Genomic DNA, 23554 nt, shown 5'->3' on the forward strand with positions numbered 1-23554 from the left:
TACTTTGCTTTCAGCCAGTTTACTGCTAAGGTAACTTGAATGATTTTTCTGTAGAAATGAGCTATGCAAATTCGTGATCAAATTGTGCTTGTAACTGGCGGTGCACGTGGACTTGGCTTGGCAATTAGCCAGCTTCTGATTGAAGAAGGTGCACGTATAGTGGTGAACTATCTTAGTAGTAAAACGCAGGCTGAAGCTTTACAGAAGCAGTATCCCGATCAGGTATTTACCTATCAGGCAGACGTTACTCAAGCAGATCAGGTCAAAGCCCTGTTTACCGCAAGCAAAGCACATTTTGGTGAAGGCATTCATTCGGTTGTGAACAATGCCCTGGTACAGTTTGAATTTAATGGTGATGATCGCCCCAAGGTAGAAGATTTGACTTGGGAGATGATGTCGCATCAATTCAGTGGTGCTGTTCAGGCCTGCCTCAATACGACTCAGGCGGCGCTAGAAGATATGAAGCGTGCACATTTTGGCCGGATTGTGAATATCGGTACCAATCTGGTCCAAAATCCGGTGGTGCCTTATCATGACTATACGACTGCTAAAGCGGCTTTATTGGCATTTACCCGTACTACTGCACAGGATCTCGGTCAATATGGAATTAATGTAAATATACTTTCAGGCGGGCTATTACAAACCACAGATGCCAGCAAAGCCACACCTGATTTTGTATTTGATCTGATAGCTCAGTCAACGCCATTACGCCGTGTTATTACCCCTGAAGAATTCGCGTCGGCAATCCTGATGTTCCTGTCTCCTTATTCACGCGCTGTCACAGGTCAAAATTTGATTGTAGATGGAGGCTTAGTCAAAGGTTAATCAACCTTAATACATGATCATAGAATCGTTCAATACTGAATCCGATTGTACGATGCCTCATATTTTAACCAACTGTTCAAAAAAAACGGTTTTGAAACTCGAAATACCTTTTAAAATATCGAGACCTTTCAAAACCGTTTGACTTCTCCCTATGAAAGCCTTAGCAGTATTGAGCCTGACTCTGCTACTGACAGCTTGTATGTCACATGATGCCCAAAAAGCCGAACACATTTTAAAACTCTTCCATTGTAAGGGTATTGAACCTTCACAAATGCAGCATAATAGTGTGACTCAATATTATGAGCATTCTCTGTATAGCTCAAAAAGCAAAGCAGAGGCTTATATAGAACAGTATAAAAATGGCGAGGAATCTTTTGAAATCCCGCTCTCTGAAATCGTGAATCAGCAATATGAACTATACAAATCGGCCTGTCAAAATCTGGGGGGCATTCCAGCCAAAGAAGCATTCTGATCTTTAATGCAATATGAAATAAAATCTTAATGCTAAAAAAACAGGAGTATTCTCCTGTTTTTTCATTTTAACTCGCTTTGTAATATCGCTGATCTACACTAAATTCTTTAGGAAATTTGGCCTGGATGCCTGCATAGAAATCCATGATCTCAGCCATATCTTCCTCAAAATTTCCTGTGGGATGAATGATTTTTCCTACACCTGCCTTCTTTTGTTCATAATCCATATAAGCCAATGCAATCGGGAGGCCAGCATTTACCGCAACATAATAAAAACCGGTTTTCCATTGCTCCTGACGGGCACGTGTTCCTTCAGGTGTAACCAACATGACCAGTTCAGGATGCTGCTTAAACAGGTCTGTCATCACCTGAACCATACTTGGACGCGGCTCACCTGCCTGCTTGGGACGGCGATCAATTCCGATTCCCCCCATCGCACGTACAAAAGGACCCAATGGGAACTGCATGTAGCTGTCTTTAATGGTAATACGCACATTGACACCTAATGCCTTCAACGCTAGCCGTGCATATAATGCATCCCAATTACTGATATGCGGCGCAGCAATCATGACACATTGGCTCAGGTTTTCAGGCCAGTGATTGTCTGTTTCCCAGCCCATCAATTTAAGTGCTTTTTCAGCTAAATTTTCAAACACAATTCAATCGCAAAATAAATAAAAAATTATGTGATAGTGTACCAATATTAGAGTTTAATTCGCTTTGTAATCGATTGTAAATACATTATTTGATGCACTTTTTATACAATCAACCTCCCAATATTGGGATATTCCTTAATCATTGGCTTCCCTAGACTCAGGTGGACAATTATAAACCACCCATGGGGTCAATGATGAAAAAAACTATACTCGCAGTAATGCTTTCCACCCTTGCATTAACCGCATGTAATGATGATGACGATGACCATCACTCACCAGGAAATGGTGGCAACCCACCTGGAACACAGCAAGGTATCTTGACTGATGGCCCAATTGAAAACGTCCGCTATGAAACATCAAGTGGTGTAAAAGGCTCTACCAATGCGGAAGGTAAATTTAATTATAATACAGGTGATACAATTAGATTCTTTATCGGAAACCTTCAGCTAGGTGAACAGGATGGAGTTCCAGCTCAAGCACGGATTACTCCGACAGATCTTTATGAGAATGATCCGGACATACCTGGAAATGAAGATGAAGAATTAGAAGAAGCATTAACAATCTTCCTGCAATCGATTGATGCAGATTATATTACACCGCCAACAGGTGCTCCCGCAGATTACAATGCTCATGATAATGGTATTCAAATTACTCAAGATGTCATTAATCGAATTAACACAGCTTTCACCTCTGCAACTACATTCGAGACAGCACTAGAGGATTCTGATAACAGTATAACAACCCTTATTCAAGACCAATTACAGCTTAGCGACGTAACTCCAGTTACTTCTGATGAAGCTGCAGCTAATATTCAAGAAGCTTTCTATAAAGATATTGCTGGCACATGGCAATTAGGCTCTGCAGATAAATCGGACAAAGTCATTCTAGTGGTTTATACCGATGGTAGTTACAAACTGGGCGAAGCTGATAATGCAGATGATGATGGAGAACCAGGTTATGAACTTGGGAATCTTCAGTGGAACTGGAAAGGTGGTGTTATCACACCTGTGATTGATGAAAATGGTGACACCAATGGATCATGGGGGCTTTCAGATTCAGAAGGTGACGAAGGTTATACCCTAACTTTTGACGGTACAAACTTAGTTCTTACTGAAACTGGTTTGGATGAAGATGATACCTCTACCCTTACACGAGTAGAAAATTCAACCAATGGCCTCGTAGGTACGTGGGAGCTGGATGATACTCATGTACTGGTATTCTTGAACGACGGCTACTACTTCCTGATTGATACTACAGGAGGAGAGGATTGTGGCCCAGAGGGTATTGAATATGGTCAATACACTACTTCGAACAACACCCTCACAGTCACCGATAACTTGTTCGATACAAATGAAAGTTGTGGTCTATATGATGGTCAAAACTCTCCATTCGTTCTTGGAACCTATACAGTTAATGCAACTACCATGACATTAACCCCAACAGGTGAACCCCCTGTCACTTTCACTCGGGCTGATTTCCAGCGTGATCCAGAACCCGCTCCTGAGCCACAGCCACAGCCACAGCCACAGCCACAGCCAACAACGTAATATCTCTTGGTATAACTTTAAAAAGCCAGGTAACTAACCTGGCTTTTTATGCAATATGCTGAAACTGTAACGTACAGTTCATCAACTTATGTATCAGCTCAATCTGGCTATTCACTTCTAGCTTTTCATAAATCTTTTTCATATAAGTTCTAATGGTTTGAATACTGAGTTGCATCTGTTCAGCAATCTCTTCAGGTTTATAACCATTGATCAGGTATTCACATAATGCGATCTCCCGACATGTCAGCTGATAATGCTGCCTTAAATAACTTTGTGACAAGATGTGATATTGATTTCGATCCGTCAAAAATATTGCAACTTGATATCGTCTCGATTCTTCAATAGGTGTCATTGACTGTTTCGACCAAGGTACGATCGTCAGCATGATGCAATGACCTGTTGCATCCTCTACAGCCATTACTCCACCGATTTTACTTATTCCCCCACTCCCCTGCTGTAAAGACCCTCTGATAAGTTGTTCTAATTGCAGATGATAGGCTCTATTAAGCTTCAGATAATTGTACTGATCTATTTCAATTTCCTGATTCTGCCTCAGCATTTTTTTTGCTTCAATATTGGCAAACTTTATCTCGAAATTCTCAAGTAATAATACAATCCCGACCTTTAGAGCATTCATGGCCTGATAAGCATTGTACTTATCCTGAATAACTAAACTGAACTGACGATAAATCTGTAGCGCTCGCCTTAAATGAATACTGATACGCTTCAGAAAATCCAGTTGCTCTTTACCATAAGGGATGGCCTCAGGTGCCCGGTGAATTCCCAGTACTGCCCAACTAAAATCACCGCGATCCAGCAATACACCTGCAAGATGTAAAATACCGGTAGGCTTTAAACATTTTTCATAAAAGATATGCTCTTCCGAGCCTTTCATGGAGGGATAATGCTGACAATTGATCTGTAAAGCCTCTCCCACTGCAATCTCATTCCATAGCGGCAGGTGCAGCTTCATATCAATGACTTGAATACGTTCATCCCGATAAGCTGCTAGACCTTCATAAGGAATATTATAGGTATGGACAAAGTTGTAAGCTGGGTTGAGCTGATCCATCGCAGTAAAGATGGCTGTCTTACTTTGTGTGTATTCCACTAACTCATGCATAACCTGATTCCACAACTGAGGATCCAGTGCTGCATCATAGATATGCGCAATAATGTTATTTTCTTTATTCAAATCCATCATTGCCCTCATTATTATTTTTTTAAACCTGTGAAAGCACTATTTATTTGAGATGATAGTGATTTTATTTTTTATTATTTTAGCAATTCCTTTACCTCATCACACGTGCAGAGTGAATTTCACTTAATCAATACATCATTTACAAAGTTGTACTACCCTTATGATTTTTAAATTTTTATGTTGAATATTAGCAAATGCAAAACGGGCATAGAAATGAAAAAGTCTCTCCTTATCGTCGCAATGACCACAATCACGCTAGGTTTAAGTGCCTGTTCTAAAACCCAAGAACCCTCTAGCAATGAAAATATGGATTCAGAAAATTCTGCTCAGATGAATACGCCAGCGACATCACGCAGCTTACCTGCAGGCGATACTGCAGAAACTTCTCTTGACTGGGCGGGCGAATACGAAGGAACTTTCCCATGTGCGGATTGTGAAGCCATTAAAGTTGAGCTGGAACTTCATCCTGACAAAACCTATGAGTTGAAAGAAGAGTATGTTTCCGATACCAAAAGCACAGAAACCAAAACCAAAGGAAGTTTTAGCTTTGACCCTAAAATGACTTCAATTATTACGCTGGATGAAAAAGGTGAAAATCGTAAATTCTTTGTCGGTGAAAATTTCTTAGAAGCTCGAGATATTCAAACTGGCGAGAAAATTAACAGTAATCTGAATTACAGATTAATCAAACATTAATATTTTTCAGCTAACCTGAATGAAAAAAATCCCCGCAAATGCGGGGATTTTTTAGATCAATGACCGGTTGATGAATTACATCATGCCGCCCATACCACCCATGCCGCCCATATCAGGCATAGCAGGTTTGTCTTCTGGGATATCAGTGATCATACATTCAGTTGTCAACATTAATGCAGCAACAGAAGCAGCATGCTCAAGCGCAGAACGTGTTACTTTTGCTGGATCTAGAATACCCATTTCAAGCATATCGCCGTATTCGCCAGTTGCAGCGTTGTAACCAAAGTTACCTTGGCCATTTTTCACTGCATTGATCACAACTGAAGGCTCATCACCAGCATTAGATACGATTTGACGAAGTGGCGCTTCAATTGCACGACGAAGAATGCTGATACCTACGTTCTGGTCATCATTTGCACCCTTCACACCGTCAAGTGCAGCTGCAGCACGTACCAGTGCAACACCACCACCCGCAACAACACCTTCTTCAACCGCTGCGCGAGTTGCGTGAAGTGCATCGTCTACACGGTCTTTCTTCTCTTTCATTTCAACTTCAGTTGCAGCACCGATTTTGATAACAGCAACACCGCCAGCCAATTTAGCTACGCGTTCTTGAAGTTTTTCTTTGTCGTATTCAGAAGTAGATTCTTCGATTTGCGCACGGATCTGTTGAACACGGTCAGAGATCTGAGCTGCATTACCAGCACCATCCACAATCACTGTGTTTTCTTTAGAAACTGTTACTTTGTGCGCAGTACCCAAGTGTTCAAGAGTCGTTTGGTCTAACTGCATACCGATTTCTTCAGAAATCACAGTACCGCCAGTCAGGATCGCGATGTCTTGTAGCATTGCTTTACGACGGTCACCGAAGCCAGGTGCTTTAACAGCACATACTTTAATGATACCGCGCATGTTGTTGACAACCAGAGTTGCAAGCGCTTCGCCTTCAACATCTTCAGCAATGATCAGAAGTGGTTTGCCAGTTTTCGCAACTGCTTCCAGTACAGTGATCAATTCACGGATGTTACTGATTTTCTTGTCAACCAATAGAATGTATGGGTTTTCAAGTTCAGCAGTTAGCGTGTCTTGTTTGTTTGCGAAGTATGGAGAGATATAACCACGGTCAAACTGCATACCCTCTACAACGTCAAGTGCATCTTCGAAGCCTGAACCCTCTTCAACAGTGATCACACCCTCTTTACCTACTTTTTCCATTGCTTGCGCAATCAGTTTACCAACAGTAGTGTCAGAGTTAGCAGAGATCGAACCTACTTGCTCAATTGCTTTAGAATCAGAAGCAGGCTGAGCAGTCGCCTTGATTTCAGCAACTAAAGTTTTCACTGCGATATCGATACCACGTTTCAGATCCATTGGGTTCATACCCGCAGTTACTGACTTGATACCTTCATTTAAGATTGCTTGAGCAAGAACAGTCGCAGTCGTTGTACCGTCACCAGCGATGTCATTGGTTTTTGAAGATACTTCGCGAACAAGTTGGGCACCCATGTTCTCGAACTTGTCTTTTAAAGTAATTTCTTTAGCAACAGTTACACCATCTTTAGTGATATGTGGTGCACCGAAAGAACGGTCGATGACAACGTTACGACCTTTAGGACCAAGTGTTACTTTTACTGCATCTGCAAGGATGTTCACACCAGCGATCATTTTCGCACGAGCTGAATCACCAAATTTTACGTCTTTAGCTGACATATTTGACTCCGAGTATTTTTAATAGCTTTACAAAATCTGATATGGAATATGTAAGACTGTTTTAGCGAAGATTAACCTTCAAGAACCGCTAAAATGTCAGATTCTTTCATGATAAGTAGTTCTTCCCCGTCTACTTTTACAGTTGTACCTGCATAAGTGCCGAACAATACTTTGTCGCCAACTTTAACGTCTAACGCGCGTACGCCATTGTCAGTGATTTGACCATTACCAACTGCAATAATTTCCCCTTGCGCTGGTTTTTCTGCTGCAGAACCTGGAAGTAAAATACCGCCAGCTGTTTTAGTTTCTTCTTCAACACGACGAATAACAACGCGGTCATGTAATGGACGAATGTTGCTCATTTTTAACTCCATCAGACTAAGTCTTTTTGATTACTGATGACGACTTAGTTATTCCCTGGTCGTCATCAAAACTTTTAGATGTCACTTTTATGGAGATGGAATAAATCGCTTCAAGGGTAAAACTGAAAAAAAATTCATTTTTTTTATTTTTTTATCATGTGCATATACTTTTGCTGCTTTTTTCTTCAAGGCCAGTCTGAAATTAGAGTATAGCCTTCAGTTTTCAGAATTTTTCATCTTTCCATAAGCTTCTTTAAGAACGTGGTGAAGCAAAATAGAGGTTATATTTGAACAGTCAGAAGATACAGCGCTACTCCTCCTTCCTATCTGATAAATAATTTAAAATAAGCAGTGCAAACACCTTAAACTCATCTTTTATACAAAAATCTTTTTTGGCATGAACCTGGTATATAGATAGTTTTTTCCAGATAATGAATACTATTTATAAAGTGCTTCAGCCTTGTACAGGATGATCATTTCTATGCCCACATTCGTTGAAGATACTTACCTGGAGAATACTGTTATTGGCTTCATAGAGCTAGGCCATAAAAGATCAAGGTTGACTTTTTAATACCTACTAATCGTAAGTTACTAACCAATTAAAAACTAATCTTAAAGTGGTTTTTCTTAGGCGCTTTAAGAAAGCAGAAACTATAAATTTTATTTTTAAAATCAAAAATTTAAAACCACAAGAAGCTATATAGCAGAGTTCAATTATGATCTTAAATAGGAATGACCCCAACATTCTATAACTACAGCCTTTTATGTGATAGAAATTAGATATATATCGTTTATAATGGTTCGGAAAATCATCAGCATTGATTATTTTTCTGGCAAACTGTCTAAATGCTAAACAGATGTCATTAGGTACTATGCAAAATTCAAATTACCCTCATTTATTTAATCAATGATAAGAGTCATTCCTAGAAAAATAATAAGTAAATGTTTTTTATAATTATATTTATTAAAAATATTAACCATAATTAAAATAAATACAAGATTACTTTGCAATGTTATTTTATATACTACTGTTTTTTAAATACTTATTTAAAATATTGCATTATGTGACAATTTAACTCTAACCCTGCTTTGGTCTTATTTTTTTTGTCATTTTATGCTTTAATACAGCCACTTTTTTTTCATATTTCATCTGGGCGATGTTTTCATCACTCAGACTATACTTTGTACATAGTTTTGTACACTTTTGAGATAGGCCTCACCATGACCCAAGTGAACGCACCAGAATTCGTTCGTCACCCTAAGCTTATTGCTTGGGTGGAAGAGATTGCTAAATTAACAAAACCAGCAAAAATTGAATGGTGTGACGGTAGCGCAGAAGAGTATCAACGTTATATCGACTTGATGATCGCTAACGGCACAATGCAAGCGCTTAACCAGGAAACTCATCCAGGTTCTTACCTTGCAAATTCTGATCCTTCTGACGTTGCTCGTGTTGAAGGTCGTACTTATATCTGTTCAGAAAACAAAGAAGACGCTGGCGCGACAAATAATTGGGAAGCTCCGGCTGAAATGCGTGCACGTCTAAATGGTTTGTTTGACGGTTCAATGAAAGGTCGTACTTTGTATGTTGTTCCTTTCTCTATGGGTCCTTTAGGTTCTCATATTGCACACATCGGTATCGAACTGACTGATTCTCCTTATGTTGCTGTTAGCATGTCTAAAATGGCGCGTATGGGTAAAGCGGTTTATGACGTTTTAGGTACTGACGGCGAATTCGTTCCATGTGTACACACTGTTGGTGCACCATTGGAAGAAGGTCAAAAAGACGTTGCTTGGCCATGTAACCCAGACAAATGGATCGTACATTATCCAGAAACGCGTGAAATCTGGTCTTACGGTTCCGGTTACGGCGGTAACGCATTGCTAGGTAAAAAATGTCTAGCTTTACGTATTGCATCTTACATGGGTCGTCAACAAGGTTGGTTAGCTGAACACATGCTGATCCTTGGCGTGACGAATCCACAAGGTGAAAAACATTACATCGCAGCGGCATTCCCTTCTGCGTGTGGTAAAACAAACTTCGCGATGCTGATTCCACCAGCGGGCTACGAAGGCTGGAAGATTGAAACTGTAGGTGACGATATTGCCTGGATCAAACCAGGTGAAGACGGCCGTCTATATGCAATTAACCCTGAAGCTGGTTTCTTCGGTGTAGCGCCTGGTACAAATACCAAAACTAACCCGAACTGTATGGCGACACTTCATAAAGACGTGATCTATACAAACGTTGCTGTGACTGACAACGGCGAAGTATGGTGGGAAGGTCTGACTAAAGAAGCGCCTGCAAACCTGACTAACTGGAAAGGTCAACCACACACTGGCGAAGAAAAAGCAGCTCACCCGAATGCTCGCTTCACCGTTGCTGCGGGTCAATGCCCTTCTATCGATGCTGACTGGGAAAATCCAGCAGGTGTTCCAATTTCTGCGTTCATTTTCGGTGGTCGCCGTGCGGACACAGTGCCTCTAATCTCAGAAGCATTTGACTGGGTAGACGGTGTTTATAAAGCTGCAACTATGGGCTCTGAAACTACTGCTGCTGCTGTTGGTCAACAAGGTGTTGTCCGTCGTGATCCATTCGCAATGCTTCCATTTGCTGGCTACAACATGGCTGACTACTTCACTCACTGGTTAGAAATAGGTGAGAAAGTTGGCGAGAAAGCTGCTGCTGCTGGTAACAAGCTTCCAGGTATCTACAACGTGAACTGGTTCCGTCGTGATGCTGAAGGCAACTTCGTATGGCCTGGTTTCGGTCAAAACATGCGTGTTCTTGAGTGGATCATCGATCGTTGTGAAGGCCGTGCAACTGCTGTTGACACTCCAATTGGCCGTGTTCCAACTTATGAACAGTTGAACTGGACTGGCACTGACTTCTCTAAAGAGCAGTTTAACCTTGTAACTTCTCAAGATAAAGATCAATGGATCAAAGAACTTGAAAGCCATACTGAATTGTTCGAAAAACTAGGTGACCGTATGCCAGAAGCGTTGAAAAAACGTCAAGCTGAATTACTGGAAGCTGTTAAATCTGCATAATTGCTGGTTTAATTTAAAAAAGGTCGCATAAGCGGCCTTTTTTATTAATAGTTATTCATTAAATTTAAGTACTTTCATTTTTCCAATTTCTGTACTTATTAGATCTCTCTAATACCTCTTAAATTATTCAAGAACAACATTTAATCAATAAAATTTATTCTAAAAATCAAAAAATTAATATAAAAATAAATAATTTAATGATTTGAATTATAAAAACTATCTTTTTTGTTTTATTAAAACTAAAGTTTTATAAAAAATTAAAAACTACATAAGCACAAGACACTGTAATTATTTAACTTTACTTCGATAAAACATGTGTCAACTCTATTCTCGGCGGTTTCACAGGAAACCTGGTCGAATGCACGACTGGTATGTTTATGCAGCCTTTACTTTATATTTTGCTTCGTAAGTTTCCCCTAAGGACGATGACACCGTAAAGCTGTTGCTGTTTTACCTTAGTTTTTTTAATGCGCCGATTGGCGGATGGATTATGGGAATTTATGCATATTACTGACTTATATCTTCATGAAGGACACTAAAAAATACAGCATGATTACTGACGACTAATTAATGCTTGAGCTGTTTAAGCTTTCTGAGTAGAAACATTCAGAAAGCTTTTTTATTGGATTTTTAAGTTTACTGCCATTTTGTCTTTTCAATGCTATGGCATACTTGCTGTATAAAAAATGGGAAATCATCATGATGAAAAAAACAGTTTTTCTACTAGGTTTGGGTTTCGGCACTTTGGTGCTTACTGCCTGCCAAAGCACACCTCAACCTTATAACGGTCAATCTGGTTACGAAGTCATTGAGCAAGGTGCAAATACTGCAACATTGCGCTATACACTTTCTGGTCGTACCAGTCAGGATGAAGGAAAATTGCAGGCTGCTTGCAGACAGGCACTTGGTACTTCTAAAAACTGGAATGTAAGCGTACTCAGCAGCAACGAAATTAGTAATACTGCATTACCAGATGAACAGTATGGTCGCCAGCTCGGCAATAGTCGCACTCAAATCAGCTTAAGCAACACGCCTGACCTGTACAATACTGAAAATCCAGGCGCACGTGATGCCCTGAATGCCCGCCCAAGCACATTACGCGTGATTCAATTCACCTGCTCATAATCTCTAAGATATGAAAAAAGGGCTTAATGCCCTTTTTTTATTTTTCGCTTCAAAGTGTCTTATAGAAACTGACGTTTCTGAATTCTGGAGATTCATCCAAATCCGGCCAGGTGGTAGCACTACGCTCATCCAGTTTTTCATATTTGGGATGGCTAAAGTTTTTCACGCGACTATCTGCAACCCACACCTCAGGCGCAAATTTTAAAAACTCATCCAGGAAGAAACGGTTGCATTGGTCATAAAGTACGTCGGCGGCTAACAGGATATCAACCTGTTCTGCTTTATACAGATCATCCAAGTATTCAAGCTCAACACCATTCAACTCAGCATTAGCACGACAAGCATCTAAACTCACTTGATCAATGTCACAGCAAATCACACGCTTAGCACCTGCCATTTTTGCTGCAATTGCAACGACACCTGAACCTGCACCAAAATCCAGCACTACTTTATCTTTTACATGATGTGGTTCTGCCAGCAGCCACTGCGCCATCGCAAGACCAGATGCCCAGCAAAAGATCCAATACGGCGTATCATTCCAGATACGACGGATGACTTCATCATCCAGCTTATCAGTTGGAAATACTGGCGGAATTAGCCAAAGTGAAATAGGTGTATCCGGCAATTGCTGTGCTTGCAATTCACAATGTGGAATCACATCATGCAAGGCTTGTAGAAGATGCTCAGGAGCTTTAAGAAATTGGAAAGTACAGCTCATATAAAAGCCTTGGTGCAAAAAATCTTTTATTGGAATTTATAAATTAACCAGAATACTTGACCATGTCATTCGCAGCTGTCCGAGGCCACCTAAAATTTGATTCGCTCTGTTTCTGCGACTTATTCATCGCTGAAGGAATAAGACGAGTTCTGCAAATGACAAATGGTTTTGGTTACTTTTGCCGAAACAAAAGTAACGATCGAGCTTCTTAAATCTGTAGTCACAATGGTAAGACTCCACCGCAACTACTTTTAATCTCAATTAACCTAAAGCTTTCTCAGCAGCTTCAACTGTTTGACGAATCAATGTTGTGATCGTCATTGGACCTACACCACCTGGAACTGGCGTGTAAGCAGAAGCGATTTCTTCGATACCAACTAACTGGATATCACCTACACCACCACCATCACGTGGATGGAAGCCAGCATCAACCACTACTGCACCTGGTTTGATCCAGTCTTTTTGAATCAGTTCAGCTTTACCTACCGCACCAACAATGATATCCGCTTGTTTCACAAATGCTGGCAGGTTTTGAGTACGTGAATGGCAAATCGTCACAGTGGCATTCGCTTCAAGCAGCATCGCTGCCATTGGTTTGCCCAGAATTGCAGAACGGCCGACAACAACAGCATGTTTACCTGCAATTTCAATGTTATTTTCTTTCAGAATGGTCATGATGCCAGCAGGTGTTGCAGAACCATATGCCGCTTCACCCATCGCCATACGGCCATAGCCAAGGCAAGTTACGCCATCAACGTCTTTTTCAAGAGAGATTGCGTCGAAACAAGCACGCTCATCAATTTGCGCAGGCACTGGGTGTTGTAACAAAATACCGTGAACATCTGGATTGGCATTGAGTTTTTCAATTTCTGCAAGAAGTTGTTCAGTTGTGGTTTCTTTTGGAAGCTCAACTTTCAATGAATCCATACCGACACGACGGCAAGCATTGCCTTTCATACGAACATAAGTTGCAGATGCACCATCGTCACCTACCAAAATAGTCGCAAGAATTGGAGTACGACCTGATTTTGCTTTCAGCGCTTCCACGCGAGTTAACAAGTCAGCTTCAATTTGCTTCGCCAATGCACGACCGTCTAGAACTAATGCCACGGCACTTCTCCCAAGTGTTGATATGAATCAATTTTGCACATTCTACATGATAATTCTTAATATTTTCCGCCATATGCTGCTTTTATGCGCATATGAATGAATACACTATTGTTTTTTTTTCAGAGCTTGATAATATACGCATCAACAAGACGCGGCGGGGTGGCAGAGTGGTCATGCAGCGGACTGCAACTCCGTGGACGCCGGTTCGATTCCGACCTCCGCCTCCATCTTGTTAAAGCCCGAGTGGTGAAATCGGTAGACACAGGGGATTTAAAATCCCCCGCCCACAAAGCGTGCCAGTTCGAGTCTGGCCTCGGGCACCATTCTTCTACTACTGAAGATGGTGCAAATAAAGAATCCAGCGAAAGCTGGTTTTTTTATGCCTGAAATTTAGTGAAATCTATTTACAGCCGAAATCAATAAAATAGATTTGCCTTCTGCGAGGGTAAGATAGCTTGAATCGGCTTAACGACGTTTGCGTTTAGGCTTAGACAATTTGGTCATATAACTTTCAAGATTTAATAATGCCAAATAGAAAATTTTAGCCTGCTGTGTCGTAACCCGGTTAAATAATCTGGCTTGAATCACTTGTGTTAGTGCTCGAGTTTGATGGATCCGTTTAAATGGTCCTTTTGCAATCATCATCGCTATTACTCTCTTGGATAAAGGAGAACAAGGTGACTATTGGATAAACAGTCTCTATAAGGATTGCAAAAACCTGACCATTTTTTACTTAAAGTTCAAAAACATAACTACCGTTCGTCGGAATTAATAAAACAGCTCTCAAATAAAAATTCTAAATATTTGTTATTTATATATTTTTATAAAAAAAGACTTTGGGAAAATTTTCACATAAATAAGTATGTTTTCTTTCAAGTTTAAATGCTATAAATTTCAGCTGTTATTGTATTGCTAAAAACTGACATACCTTGTCATTTTTTGCACAAAAAAAGGGAGGGAAGCCATTAGCCCCCTCCTTTAAGTATTTTAATAATATGTGAACTAGATCACTTCTACCACAATTTTTCCGATATGTTCGCCTGTATCCATAGCTGCATGTGCATCCTGAATCTCATTAAATTTGAAAGTCTTATAAATCATTGGCAAACATTCACCTTTTGCCCATAAAGGTGCTACATGCGTTTTCAGACCTTGTGCAATTTCAGCTTTTTCCGCTGTGTTACGCGCACGCATGGTTGAACCGGTAATCGTCAGGCGCTTCATCATAATCTGACCCAGCTTCACTTCCTTAGCCTTAGCCCCCCCCAAGAATGCGATATACACCAGACGACCATCACGGCGTAATAGATTCAGGTTTTTCTCCAGATAGGGCGCACCAACCATATCCAGAATCACATCTACACCAGCATTGTCTGTCGCTTCATTAATTACCTGCTCAAAGTCCTGAGTTTTGTAATTAATTCCTGTGGTCAGATGTGAAATCGCCTGGATTTTTTCGTCACTACCTGCTGTGGCAAAGGTTTTAATACCCAGTGATTTACATAGCATGAGTGCCGTAGTCCCAATCCCACTGGTTCCACCATGCACCAGCACCGTTTCTCCTGCCTTGGCTTTACCCATCTGGAATACATTTGCCCACACCGTAAAGAAGGTTTCAGGAATAGCAGCGGCCTGAACAAAGCTTACGTTTTCAGGAATATTCAAAGTCTGGCTTTCAGGTACGACGCAATATTCTGCATAGCCCCCACCATTGGTCAGGCCACACACCTTGTCACCGACTTTAAACTGATTTACGTCACTTCCAACTTCAACCACTTCACCGGCTACTTCCAGACCTGGAACAGGCGTCACCCCTTTTGGCATCGGGTACAAGCCCTGACGCTGCAAAATATCCGGACGGTTAATTCCAAAGGCATGAACCTTGACCAGCACCTCATCGGCCTTCGGTTCAGGAATGACAACCGTTTCATAAGCGAGTTTATCCACTCCACCCGGTTCTGTAATGATGACGTGTTGCATAGTTTTTTGTGACATAGATCATTCCGCATGTATTAACTGTTTCCTAACCCTATTTGAACATAGATAATTCCAGCTTTAAAGCCAAGTCGGACTTATGTCGAAGACCTGGCCATCATTAAGAAAAATGCATGGCATTGAGATCTCACCTTATTCTTTAAAAAAGAAATTTTAATCTGTAAGAATTATTTTCATTTATGACAAATCCATATAAATGTCATGTTCTGCTTTTAATTTCTCAAATTCAAATATAAATGACTTGAGAATATTAAAAGTATGAAACCTGCTCATCTCTACCTGTCTATTTTGCTGTCCTTGGGCCTCACCGCATGTTCTGATGATGACGACAAGAATTCAGGCTCCTCACAGCCACCGGTAACCCAGCCAGATCAGCCGGCTCCTGAGCCCAATATTCCTGATGAAGAAGTTCCCATTCCAGAGGTTCTACTGGATGAGAATTTTGATAAATGGGCGGCTCTTCCTGGCGACTGGATACAACCTAAAAATAACGCGGGCCAGGTATATCTTGAAAATGGCGACTTGTATATCGATGGTCGTGCTCATAGCACACAAATGACAACCCTGCATCTGCCAGAGAAATTCCAGCAATTACGCAATTACCGTATCGATATGGAATTTTCATTTGAAGAAGCACTCAATGAAGCCCGCTGGGGCAGTATCATCTACCGAGGCGCAGATCAGTTCGCTGATCCGTCTTTTACCCCCTATTATCAGTTTGCCATGCGGGTTGCTACTACGAGTGCTAGCGGTCTGGAACTATCTTTACGCATGCCGACCAATAGTTGGAATGTGCTACAGAAATCTGCTCATAGCGAAGATATTGGCCTTCAGAAAACTCATAAGGCCAGCGTTGTAGTGTATGGAAATCGTGTACGGCATTATCTGGATGATCAACTGGTATTGGATAGCACCTTGCCTTATAACCTGGCTCAAGGCAGCATTGGTTTATCTAGTGCCGGCTTATTGATGAAAGTAAGCCACCTCAAAGTCACTGAACAACTCGATGCCTTGCCTGAATCCAATAAAGTCACTGACATTATTGACCAGCAACTCCCGGTTTCAATGGCACCGACTTTAGCCCAGGCTGCACCGCTTAATGGCCCAGTCTCGACCGCGGCTACCCATGTTGCTTATCAGCTTGATGCAGATCTTAATTTACTAAGCAACAATCAGAAAGTAAGCCACCTGACTGATTATCTTAAAGATACCCAGCGTCGAACTTTACCTTTACTCACTATCCAAAATTCGGCAACCGTTCAGGCACTGAAAGGACTGACAGAAAATTATAATCTGGCTGATATCACCCTCATTTCCGATAATGTAGATTTACTGCGTCAGGCCCGTATTGATTTACCGATGCTCCGAACAGCTCTGGATTATTCCAAGCAGACCGGGCTGGGTTATAACAGCAAAGATATCGTGACCATCGCCCACAATACCAATGTAGCGCTGTCCAAAATCGTCATCTTGCCACCACAATTACTAACACGTGAAGCAGTTAGTCATCTACAACGTTTATTGATTACGCCTTGGGCCAAGAGTGACAGTGCACAGGTCTTAGACGCAGCAAAAATTCTAGCTACAGGTGTTAATGGAATTTATAGTAACCATCCTGACCTATATAAAGAAATTATGCAGCGCATGGCACCCAACACCCTGTTGCGTAAGCCGCTGATTACCGGACATCGCGGTATCCCGGCGCAAGACGATGAAAACACACTGGAGGGCACCCTCAAAGCGATCACTGTAGGAGCTGATGCAGTAGAATATGATGTGTATCTGACTAAAGATGATCATGTCATTCTTATGCATGATACCTCTGTGTTACGCACGACTGGTGTCAACCGCAACATTGAGGATATGACACTGGCAGAAGTACGTGAGCTCAGAACACTGAACTATAACCGTCAGATTCCTACCATGGATGAAGTGCTGGCTGAGGTGAAAAAGTACCCACATGTCACCAACTTTATTGAAATTAAAAGCTACAAGCCCGAGATCGTACCAAAGATCAAAGCACTGCTAGATAAACATGATGCCTATGATCAAGCTATTGTGATCAGTTTTAGTGGCGACCAGATTTTACAAATGAAGAATGTGCTTCCAGGTGTATCAACCGGTTTCCTTACCAGTACTCCAGCCGCACAAAGCGATTTGGTCAATACACGGCGAATTCTGGATGCAACTCAACAGTATTCATCCACTTTCAATCCGTCTTTTAGCGGCTTGAGTGCGAATTTAATGCGTACTGCCTCCCAGCGCGGAGTCACTTTCTGGCCGTGGACGTTCCGTTTAAACAAAGATGATTTTAATCGCATGTATGTCCAAGGAACGCATGGTCTCACCACAGATTATGCACATGATGCATCCGACTTTGTGGTAAAACTGAATACGCCAAAACAGCTCAATGCTACAGCAGGTCAAGCTCTGGAAATTCCGGGTGAAATTCAAACACAAGTTGGTGGTAAATCCTCTTATATCTTTAAAAATATGCTGGTTCTACCTGGCTCGGCTAAATATACGCAAAATGGTCAGAGTGTAACATTTGCAGAGAAAGGCACAGCTTATGTGATGCCGCGTTATGACTATACAATCGCTCCAAACTATACATATACCCTGTATGCAGAACCTGTAACTGTCACTATCCAATAATCGTTTTATAAGCAAAACACCCAATTCACGAATTGGGTGTTTTCATTTAAAGATTTCCTTTAGGCACATCCACGAATTTCATTAGGGTACGACGTACTAAGGGCAGTACTACCAAAATTAATGGAAATGCCATCAGCCATGACATGCTCCAGGCATGCAGCCATAATGAAATAAACTGATCACTCCAGCCTTTGTTGAGTAGCATGTTAAAGCAGGAAATTGCCCCACTCATAATGCCGGAAAGGATCAAGGGCATGAGCCAATTCAAATGTTTGACATGAAATTTGGGAACTATTTTTTTCATCATTTTACCTGATTTTTAAATCGTGAATCGGATTACAGACGTGTGATGTTTATGGCTGCTTGATCAATCTGTTCTGCAATTTCACGTATTTGGATTTCATTAAGTTTGCTATGTTGAATCTTTAAACGCAGTGAGGTTTTTAAATTTTCCATCGCATGTTTAATATCAACATATTGTTCATTCAATTGAATTTGTTTACGCGTATTAAAACGGTCTAGTACCTTTTGTAAGGTTTGCTGACGTTCTTTGAGATGTGCCTGACCTTTTTCAGTAATGTGATACTGCTTGCGCTCATCAGCACTCATAGTCATTTGCGTATATTGCTGTTCTTCCAGATAATTAATGGTTGGGCAGATTGTGCCGGTGCTCGGCTTGTAGTTTCCGCCCACTAAAGCAGCCACTTCTTTGATAATGTCGTAGCTAAATTTGGGCGCTTGAGCAATAAAATGCAGTACCAGCAATTTCATTTCACCTGCTTCAAACAGGCGTTTGCGAGGTTTTGGAGAGTTCTCTTGTTCTTCTGTTAGAACAGAATTAGAAATTCTAGACATAGCAAAGATATATCTTAAAATTAATTAAGATATATCTTCTCATACTTAAGCAAAGCGATAAAAGTCAGATTTACAGATAAAGAAATTCGACAAAAAATGTTTTTTGAAGAACATCAATATACAGGCTCATTCCTAGTTAAGATCATATTGAAAAATTAATGGAAAACCCACAATGTGTATGGTTACCGCCTTATATGAATGCTTAAATGTGGATGATTGATAATCTCACACATTAGAATTTTAACGTTTATATTCCCTTACCATCCGGTCACTTACATCCTCCGGATAACAAAGTGGCGCATATCCACCCGCTCGGTTATAAGCACTACGCTTACCACAACGACTACCATTACTCGCTGTATTATAAGGACATGGGCAATTGCCCGGATAACTCTCAATTGATTCTTTAATAATCTTCTGCTTGATTGCTTCAACGCTTTGGCTACTCTGTTTGGCTTCAACTCCAAAAGTCATACACAAGCCAGCCAGCAATAATAATTTTTTCATAAATCCCCCATTTAGGGAGAATTGTATTTAGTAACTAATAAATTGAAAGATCACATTTTGACTAATTGAGCGATTTTCATGCAAACAAAATTTATGCAATAAAAAACCCGCTTTTCAGCGGGTTTTTAAAATCAGTACTGTCTTATAGACGAACCAATTCCACAATTTTCTCAGCAAGTTCTTCAGCAGATTCCTGAGCAAAAGTCACATCTGTACCTTCAGTTGCCTCAGTCACCACAACCACACCAGTTTCACGAACCAGCGCAACTTGATCAGCTGAAAGACCAATTTTTGCAATCGCAACCACACCTTGCTGAATTAACAGGCTTTCAAGTGCTTGAGCATTTTCAAGCGCTTTTGCAGATACAGATACCGCAGCTGGTTTTTGACCTAAACGTGCAGCACGATCTTCAGCAGTCACAGGATTGGTATGTGCAGTCCATTCGATTGCATCTTCAATCATGCCCGCACCAACAGTGACGTTGCTTAAACGGTCAATGAAGATAAACGAACCAGTATGACGGCTTTCACGGTAACGGTCGAATACCACTGGCGCATCAAACTCGATTTGAACATCAGCAATTGCATTCAGATCCAGCTGCTCTACCTGAGTTTTCTCAAGTGTATTGACGTTTACACGGTAGTTGATCTCTGCAACTTTTGCAGGAACCGTTTGCGTACCTAGCTTAACATTATACAACTTACCTTTAACCAATGGCTGGTCATTCATCCATACCACAGAAGCACGAACCGAACGTGAAGCTAAAGGCTGATCACCCGCTTTCACCAGCATGTTGCCACGAGAGATATCAATCTCATCGTTCAAGGTTAAAGTCACTGCTTGACCTGCAAATGCACGTTGCAAATTGCCGTCAAAAGTTACAATTTCCTTAACAGTAGATTTCTTGCCTGATGGTAAAGCAACAATCTCATCGCCTACAGCCACTTCACCCAGCGCTACAGTACCGCAGAAACCACGGAAGTCGAGGTTAGGACGGTTAACATACTGAACCGGGAAACGGAATTCTTCTTTATCTACACTGTGGGTAATTTCAACAGTTTCTAGAGTACCCATCAGGGTCTGGCCTGTATACCACGGCGTATTTTCAGACTTGTTCACCACGTTATCGCCATTCAGGGCAGAAATCGGTGTGAAGATAATATTCACTGGCGTACGGTCACCTAACTGGTTCACGAAGTCAGTATAGTCTGCCTTGATCTCGTTGAAACGAGCTTCAGAGAACTCCACTAGGTCCATTTTGTTGATCGCAACAATAATGTTCTTAATACCCAGCAGGCTGGCAATAAAGCTATGACGGCGAGTCTGAGTCTGTACGCCATAACGTGCGTCAATCAGGATAATTGCAAGATCTGCAGTAGATGCACCTGTCGCCATGTTACGGGTATATTGCTCATGTCCCGGAGTATCCGCGATAATGAACTTACGTTTTTCAGTAGAGAAATAACGGTAAGCGACATCAATGGTAATCCCCTGCTCACGTTCCGCTTGCAGACCATCTACCAGCAAAGCCAGGTCAGGTGCATCGCCAGTCGTACCGACTTTTTTAGAATCACGTGTTACAGCTTGCAACTGATCTTCATAAATCAATTTTGAATCGTAAAGCAAACGACCGATTAAAGTAGATTTACCATCATCAACGTTACCGCAAGTCAAGAAACGCAGTAAGTCTTTATTTTCATGTTGTTTTAAATAGCTCAGGATATCCTGGCTGATTAATTCAGATTGATGAGACATCGCTCAAACTCCACAAATGCTTAAGAAATCGGTTTAATCTTGAATTCCTCTAAGTCTCCCTCTGATAAAGGGAGATTTGGCTCCGTTCCGTTGGGAGTTCCCCTTCTTTATCAAAGAAGGGGTTAGGGGAAGATTTGAAGATGCTTAGAAGTAGCCTTCCTGCTTCTTCTTCTCCATTGAACCTGCCTCATCATGGTCAATCATACGGCCTTGACGCTCAGAGCTGGTTGCAAGCAACATTTCCTGGATAATTTCCGGCAAGGTGTTGGCAGTGGATTCAACTGCACCCGTTAATGGATAACAACCTAAAGTACGGAAACGAACCGATTTCATTTGTGGTACTTCGCCTGGATTCAGGCGCATACGCTCATCATCAACCATAATCAGCGTACCATTACGCTCAACGACTGGACGTTCAGCAGCTAAGTACAATGGAACAAGTTTGATATTTTCTAGGTAAATATATTGCCAGATGTCCAGCTCAGTCCAGTTAGACAATGGGAATACACGAATACTTTCGCCTTTGTTCACTTTACCGTTGTAAAGGTTCCAAAGTTCTGGACGCTGGTTTTTCGGATCCCAACGGTGTTTAGAGTCACGGAATGAATAAACACGTTCTTTGGCACGTGATTTTTCTTCGTCACGACGTGCACCACCAAAAGCAGCATCAAACTGATATTTGTCCAAAGCCTGTTTCAAGCCTTGGGTTTTCATAATGTCAGTATATTTAGAGCTACCATAGTCGAATGGGTTTACGCCCGCATCACGACCTTCTTTGTTCTGATGCACGATCAGATCAAAGCCATGAGTTTTTGCCATGTTGTCACGGAAGGCAATCATGTCTTTGAATTTCCAGCCTGTGTCTACATGAAGTAGCGGGAATGGAAGTTTTGCAGGGTAAAACGCTTTTAATGCTAGATGCAGCATTACCGCAGAATCTTTACCAATCGAATAAAGCATGACTGGGTTTTCAAACTCGGCAGCAACTTCGCGAATGATGTGAATACTCTCAGCTTCAAGCTGTTTAAGATGAGTAAGTCTTTCCTCATTTAATGACATGGACAACCTGCGTATTACACGTGTACTTATTACACTTTATAAAATTTATATTCATTATAGTGATTAAGTTTTCATAACGTTTTCTTGTTTTGTGCTATCCATATATCAAAACATCATATAAAACTTCACTGATATCTATTATTAGTTTTATTCAATCTAGTGATTTTTAATACTTTGAATTTTAGTATTTTCTTCTATTTAGCTTTTTAAACTTACTATTTTTTAGCAATAACTTCATAGATAAATCATCTAAAGTACCTGTTCCCAACGGTAGCAAAACCACCTAGAGTAATCCTAGTACCTATGGATCTAAATTTAGACATGCCATTTACTCAATATACCTTAGACACTTTAAAGACCCGTCTTGAACAGGCCAAACTGGCTGGCTATATCTATCAGCATCAACAGCACATGCTGGTATTACAAGAATCCTTTGCTGATGATGGTAATGCTTTAAACGTCTATATACAGCATGAACTGACTGCAGATCAGATTGGTCTACAGTTCGGAGTGCGCCTGCAAGACAATAATGCTGAATACGTTATCGGCCTGACGCATAGTAACCAGAATCCGAAATATGAAATTGGTGCAGGCAATCTGAAAGGTGACCAGAAAGCCTTCAACCTTTTATATGCTTTTTATAACTACCCTAAAGCATTTTATCTGGTTGCCCTGCCTTTAGCCGCAAATAGCCAAACACTTGAACAGGCACTTGAAGACCAGCTATTTAGCAAACCTGAACTAGAGTTCCTTAATACAGCGGTGAAAACCAACCCTATGGGTGAACAGGTACAATGGATGAAAGCGTATATTCTTCAGCAAGCTTTAGATATGAAAGTACGGATTCAGACGTCATTGTTGTAACTCTACTTAGGCTAATTGAGTTAAATATAGAGTCGATGTACATGCGATCAACTCGATTCAATTTAGCCTTCTTTAGGCAATCCCTATGTCAAAATATTTATATAAATCAAATATTTTAAGATCAGTAGGACAGACATATACTTTTAAAAAGAAGGATGAATATTAAAAATGTTTAATATTGTGCTTTCTCGCATTCATTACTACATACCTCCTATCCGATACTAGAAAGTGCTTATTAAGATATCCTTCGATCAAATAAAGTCATTGTCACTGACCTAAATGCCTGTTTCATTCGAATTTCAGCTTCAACAAAACTGTGACCATGTTAATTTTTTATCCATTTATTCATAAATTTATTAAGATATTGTCATATTTTTGAAGCTATTGTTTT

General features: G+C 40.9%; 21 protein-coding genes, 2 tRNA genes and 1 pseudogene. 11 read left to right on the plus strand and 13 right to left on the minus strand.

Going from position 1 to position 23554, the window contains the following annotated elements:
• Positions 1–63 precede the first annotated feature (63 nt).
• Both C3420_RS04640 and C3420_RS04645 read left to right on the plus strand, forming a co-directional pair.
• Positions 64–825: a 3-oxoacyl-ACP reductase gene (locus C3420_RS04640; RefSeq protein WP_103800637.1), complete on the plus strand. Its 762-nt coding sequence runs from the start codon at positions 64–66 to the stop codon at positions 823–825.
• A 151-nt stretch (positions 826–976) separates the two neighbouring features.
• Positions 977–1297 (plus strand): hypothetical protein, encoded by a 321-nt coding sequence (locus C3420_RS04645; protein WP_004893562.1) that lies wholly within the window; start codon positions 977–979, stop codon positions 1295–1297.
• 67 nt (positions 1298–1364) lie between these two features.
• On the opposite strand, the gene C3420_RS04650 is transcribed toward C3420_RS04645, so the two are convergent.
• Positions 1365–1952, minus strand: coding sequence for a 1-acyl-sn-glycerol-3-phosphate acyltransferase (locus tag C3420_RS04650; protein WP_103800638.1), 588 nt, complete (start codon positions 1950–1952; stop codon positions 1365–1367).
• Positions 1953–2143: 191 nt separating this feature from the next.
• Here C3420_RS04650 and C3420_RS04655 point away from each other — a divergent pair, with 191 nt between their 5' ends.
• Positions 2144–3499, plus strand: coding sequence for a hypothetical protein (locus C3420_RS04655; RefSeq protein WP_103800639.1), 1356 nt, complete (start codon positions 2144–2146; stop codon positions 3497–3499).
• A 46-nt stretch (positions 3500–3545) separates the two neighbouring features.
• Here the strand turns inward: C3420_RS04655 and C3420_RS04660 are convergent, their stop codons facing one another.
• On the minus strand, positions 3546–4700 hold the full coding sequence (locus tag C3420_RS04660) for a helix-turn-helix transcriptional regulator (protein ID WP_103800640.1): 1155 nt from the start codon (positions 4698–4700) through the stop codon (positions 3546–3548).
• Positions 4701–4913: 213 nt separating this feature from the next.
• Here C3420_RS04660 and C3420_RS04665 point away from each other — a divergent pair, with 213 nt between their 5' ends.
• Entirely contained in the window at positions 4914–5396 is a 483-nt protein-coding gene (locus tag C3420_RS04665) for a copper resistance protein NlpE (RefSeq protein WP_004810783.1), read from the plus strand.
• A 75-nt stretch (positions 5397–5471) separates the two neighbouring features.
• Here C3420_RS04665 and groL read toward each other — a convergent pair whose 3' ends face one another.
• Positions 5472–7106, minus strand: a complete 1635-nt coding sequence (gene groL, locus C3420_RS04670; RefSeq protein ID WP_004810785.1) for a chaperonin GroEL — start codon at positions 7104–7106, stop codon at positions 5472–5474.
• A gap of 71 nt (positions 7107–7177) precedes the next feature.
• Positions 7178–7468 (minus strand): co-chaperone GroES, encoded by a 291-nt coding sequence (locus C3420_RS04675; protein ID WP_004810787.1) that lies wholly within the window; start codon positions 7466–7468, stop codon positions 7178–7180.
• Positions 7469–8689: 1221 nt separating this feature from the next.
• Between C3420_RS04675 and C3420_RS04680 the strand changes: the two genes are divergently transcribed.
• The 3 genes and pseudogenes from C3420_RS04680 (at position 8690) to C3420_RS04690 (ending at position 11644) form a co-directional block, all read left to right on the plus strand.
• Positions 8690–10519, plus strand: a complete 1830-nt coding sequence (locus C3420_RS04680; protein ID WP_103800641.1) for a phosphoenolpyruvate carboxykinase (GTP) — start codon at positions 8690–8692, stop codon at positions 10517–10519.
• A 308-nt stretch (positions 10520–10827) separates the two neighbouring features.
• A pseudogene (locus C3420_RS17560) lies at positions 10828–11024 on the plus strand (alpha-ketoglutarate permease); the annotation flags it as partial.
• 197 nt (positions 11025–11221) lie between these two features.
• Positions 11222–11644, plus strand: coding sequence for a hypothetical protein (locus C3420_RS04690; RefSeq protein WP_034424215.1), 423 nt, complete (start codon positions 11222–11224; stop codon positions 11642–11644).
• Between the two features lie 49 nt (positions 11645–11693).
• Here the strand turns inward: C3420_RS04690 and C3420_RS04695 are convergent, their stop codons facing one another.
• Together C3420_RS04695 and folD are read right to left on the minus strand one after the other, a co-directional pair.
• On the minus strand, positions 11694–12362 hold the full coding sequence (locus tag C3420_RS04695; RefSeq protein WP_103800593.1) for a class I SAM-dependent methyltransferase: 669 nt from the start codon (positions 12360–12362) through the stop codon (positions 11694–11696).
• A 261-nt stretch (positions 12363–12623) separates the two neighbouring features.
• On the minus strand, positions 12624–13472 hold the full coding sequence (folD, locus tag C3420_RS04700; RefSeq protein ID WP_008301933.1) for a bifunctional methylenetetrahydrofolate dehydrogenase/methenyltetrahydrofolate cyclohydrolase FolD: 849 nt from the start codon (positions 13470–13472) through the stop codon (positions 12624–12626).
• A gap of 153 nt (positions 13473–13625) precedes the next feature.
• Here folD and C3420_RS04705 point away from each other — a divergent pair.
• Together C3420_RS04705 and C3420_RS04710 are read left to right on the plus strand one after the other, a co-directional pair.
• Positions 13626–13699: transfer RNA gene (locus C3420_RS04705), tRNA-Cys, on the plus strand.
• A 10-nt stretch (positions 13700–13709) separates the two neighbouring features.
• Positions 13710–13795, plus strand: a tRNA-Leu gene (locus tag C3420_RS04710).
• Between the two features lie 142 nt (positions 13796–13937).
• On the opposite strand, the gene C3420_RS04715 is transcribed toward C3420_RS04710, so the two are convergent.
• Positions 13938–14117, minus strand: coding sequence for a hypothetical protein (locus tag C3420_RS04715; RefSeq protein WP_004810797.1), 180 nt, complete (start codon positions 14115–14117; stop codon positions 13938–13940).
• A gap of 357 nt (positions 14118–14474) precedes the next feature.
• Positions 14475–15467, minus strand: coding sequence for an NAD(P)H-quinone oxidoreductase (locus C3420_RS04720; RefSeq protein ID WP_103800594.1), 993 nt, complete (start codon positions 15465–15467; stop codon positions 14475–14477).
• A gap of 258 nt (positions 15468–15725) precedes the next feature.
• Between C3420_RS04720 and C3420_RS04725 the strand changes: the two genes are divergently transcribed.
• A complete protein-coding gene (locus C3420_RS04725; RefSeq protein WP_103800595.1) occupies positions 15726–18122 on the plus strand; it encodes a glycerophosphodiester phosphodiesterase in 2397 nt (798 codons plus the stop codon).
• 46 nt (positions 18123–18168) lie between these two features.
• On the opposite strand, the gene C3420_RS04730 is transcribed toward C3420_RS04725, so the two are convergent.
• The 5 genes from C3420_RS04730 to cysD all read right to left on the minus strand — a co-directional run bounded on the left by C3420_RS04730 (position 18169) and on the right by cysD (position 22299).
• The gene (locus tag C3420_RS04730) at positions 18169–18426 is read right to left on the minus strand and encodes a DUF2798 domain-containing protein (RefSeq protein WP_103800596.1); all 258 of its coding nucleotides are present in this window, start codon (positions 18424–18426) and stop codon (positions 18169–18171) included.
• Between the two features lie 32 nt (positions 18427–18458).
• Entirely contained in the window at positions 18459–18977 is a 519-nt protein-coding gene (locus C3420_RS04735; RefSeq protein WP_103800597.1) for a PadR family transcriptional regulator, read from the minus strand.
• Positions 18978–19217: 240 nt separating this feature from the next.
• Positions 19218–19484, minus strand: coding sequence for a hypothetical protein (locus C3420_RS04740; RefSeq protein WP_004810806.1), 267 nt, complete (start codon positions 19482–19484; stop codon positions 19218–19220).
• Positions 19485–19626: 142 nt separating this feature from the next.
• Positions 19627–21240, minus strand: coding sequence for a sulfate adenylyltransferase subunit CysN (gene cysN / locus C3420_RS04745; protein ID WP_103800598.1), 1614 nt, complete (start codon positions 21238–21240; stop codon positions 19627–19629).
• Positions 21241–21384: 144 nt separating this feature from the next.
• The gene (gene cysD, locus C3420_RS04750) at positions 21385–22299 is read right to left on the minus strand and encodes a sulfate adenylyltransferase subunit CysD (RefSeq protein ID WP_048882305.1); all 915 of its coding nucleotides are present in this window, start codon (positions 22297–22299) and stop codon (positions 21385–21387) included.
• A 303-nt stretch (positions 22300–22602) separates the two neighbouring features.
• On the opposite strand from cysD, the gene C3420_RS04755 reads away from it, so the two are divergent.
• Positions 22603–23163 carry a hypothetical protein gene (locus tag C3420_RS04755; protein WP_376749424.1) on the plus strand — a complete coding sequence of 187 codons (561 nt, stop codon included), beginning with the start codon at positions 22603–22605 and terminating at the stop codon, positions 23161–23163.
• Positions 23164–23554 lie beyond the last annotated feature (391 nt).

This window comes from Acinetobacter sp. ACNIH3, from assembly GCF_002918965.1.
Lineage (GTDB): Bacteria > Pseudomonadota > Gammaproteobacteria > Pseudomonadales > Moraxellaceae > Acinetobacter > Acinetobacter schindleri.

Coding starts and splice junctions, on each gene's coding strand:
- C3420_RS04740 (WP_004810806.1), bottom strand. CDS start 19,484: ATGAAAAAATTATTATTGCTGGCTGGCTTGTGTATGACTTTTGGAGTT.
- C3420_RS04640 (WP_103800637.1), top strand. CDS start 64: ATGCAAATTCGTGATCAAATTGTGCTTGTAACTGGCGGTGCACGTGGA.
- cysN (WP_103800598.1), bottom strand. CDS start 21,240: ATGTCTCATCAATCTGAATTAATCAGCCAGGATATCCTGAGCTATTTA.
- C3420_RS04720 (WP_103800594.1), bottom strand. CDS start 15,467: ATGTCACAAAAAACTATGCAACACGTCATCATTACAGAACCGGGTGGA.
- C3420_RS04695 (WP_103800593.1), bottom strand. CDS start 12,362: ATGAGCTGTACTTTCCAATTTCTTAAAGCTCCTGAGCATCTTCTACAA.
- C3420_RS04755 (WP_376749424.1), top strand. CDS start 22,603: ATGGATCTAAATTTAGACATGCCATTTACTCAATATACCTTAGACACT.
- C3420_RS04715 (WP_004810797.1), bottom strand. CDS start 14,117: ATGATGATTGCAAAAGGACCATTTAAACGGATCCATCAAACTCGAGCA.
- C3420_RS04645 (WP_004893562.1), top strand. CDS start 977: ATGAAAGCCTTAGCAGTATTGAGCCTGACTCTGCTACTGACAGCTTGT.
- C3420_RS04690 (WP_034424215.1), top strand. CDS start 11,222: ATGAAAAAAACAGTTTTTCTACTAGGTTTGGGTTTCGGCACTTTGGTG.
- C3420_RS04730 (WP_103800596.1), bottom strand. CDS start 18,426: ATGAAAAAAATAGTTCCCAAATTTCATGTCAAACATTTGAATTGGCTC.
- C3420_RS04655 (WP_103800639.1), top strand. CDS start 2,144: ATGATGAAAAAAACTATACTCGCAGTAATGCTTTCCACCCTTGCATTA.
- C3420_RS04725 (WP_103800595.1), top strand. CDS start 15,726: ATGAAACCTGCTCATCTCTACCTGTCTATTTTGCTGTCCTTGGGCCTC.
- C3420_RS04660 (WP_103800640.1), bottom strand. CDS start 4,700: ATGGATTTGAATAAAGAAAATAACATTATTGCGCATATCTATGATGCA.
- C3420_RS04735 (WP_103800597.1), bottom strand. CDS start 18,977: ATGTCTAGAATTTCTAATTCTGTTCTAACAGAAGAACAAGAGAACTCT.
- C3420_RS04665 (WP_004810783.1), top strand. CDS start 4,914: ATGAAAAAGTCTCTCCTTATCGTCGCAATGACCACAATCACGCTAGGT.
- cysD (WP_048882305.1), bottom strand. CDS start 22,299: ATGTCATTAAATGAGGAAAGACTTACTCATCTTAAACAGCTTGAAGCT.
- C3420_RS04680 (WP_103800641.1), top strand. CDS start 8,690: ATGACCCAAGTGAACGCACCAGAATTCGTTCGTCACCCTAAGCTTATT.
- groL (WP_004810785.1), bottom strand. CDS start 7,106: ATGTCAGCTAAAGACGTAAAATTTGGTGATTCAGCTCGTGCGAAAATG.
- C3420_RS04675 (WP_004810787.1), bottom strand. CDS start 7,468: ATGAGCAACATTCGTCCATTACATGACCGCGTTGTTATTCGTCGTGTT.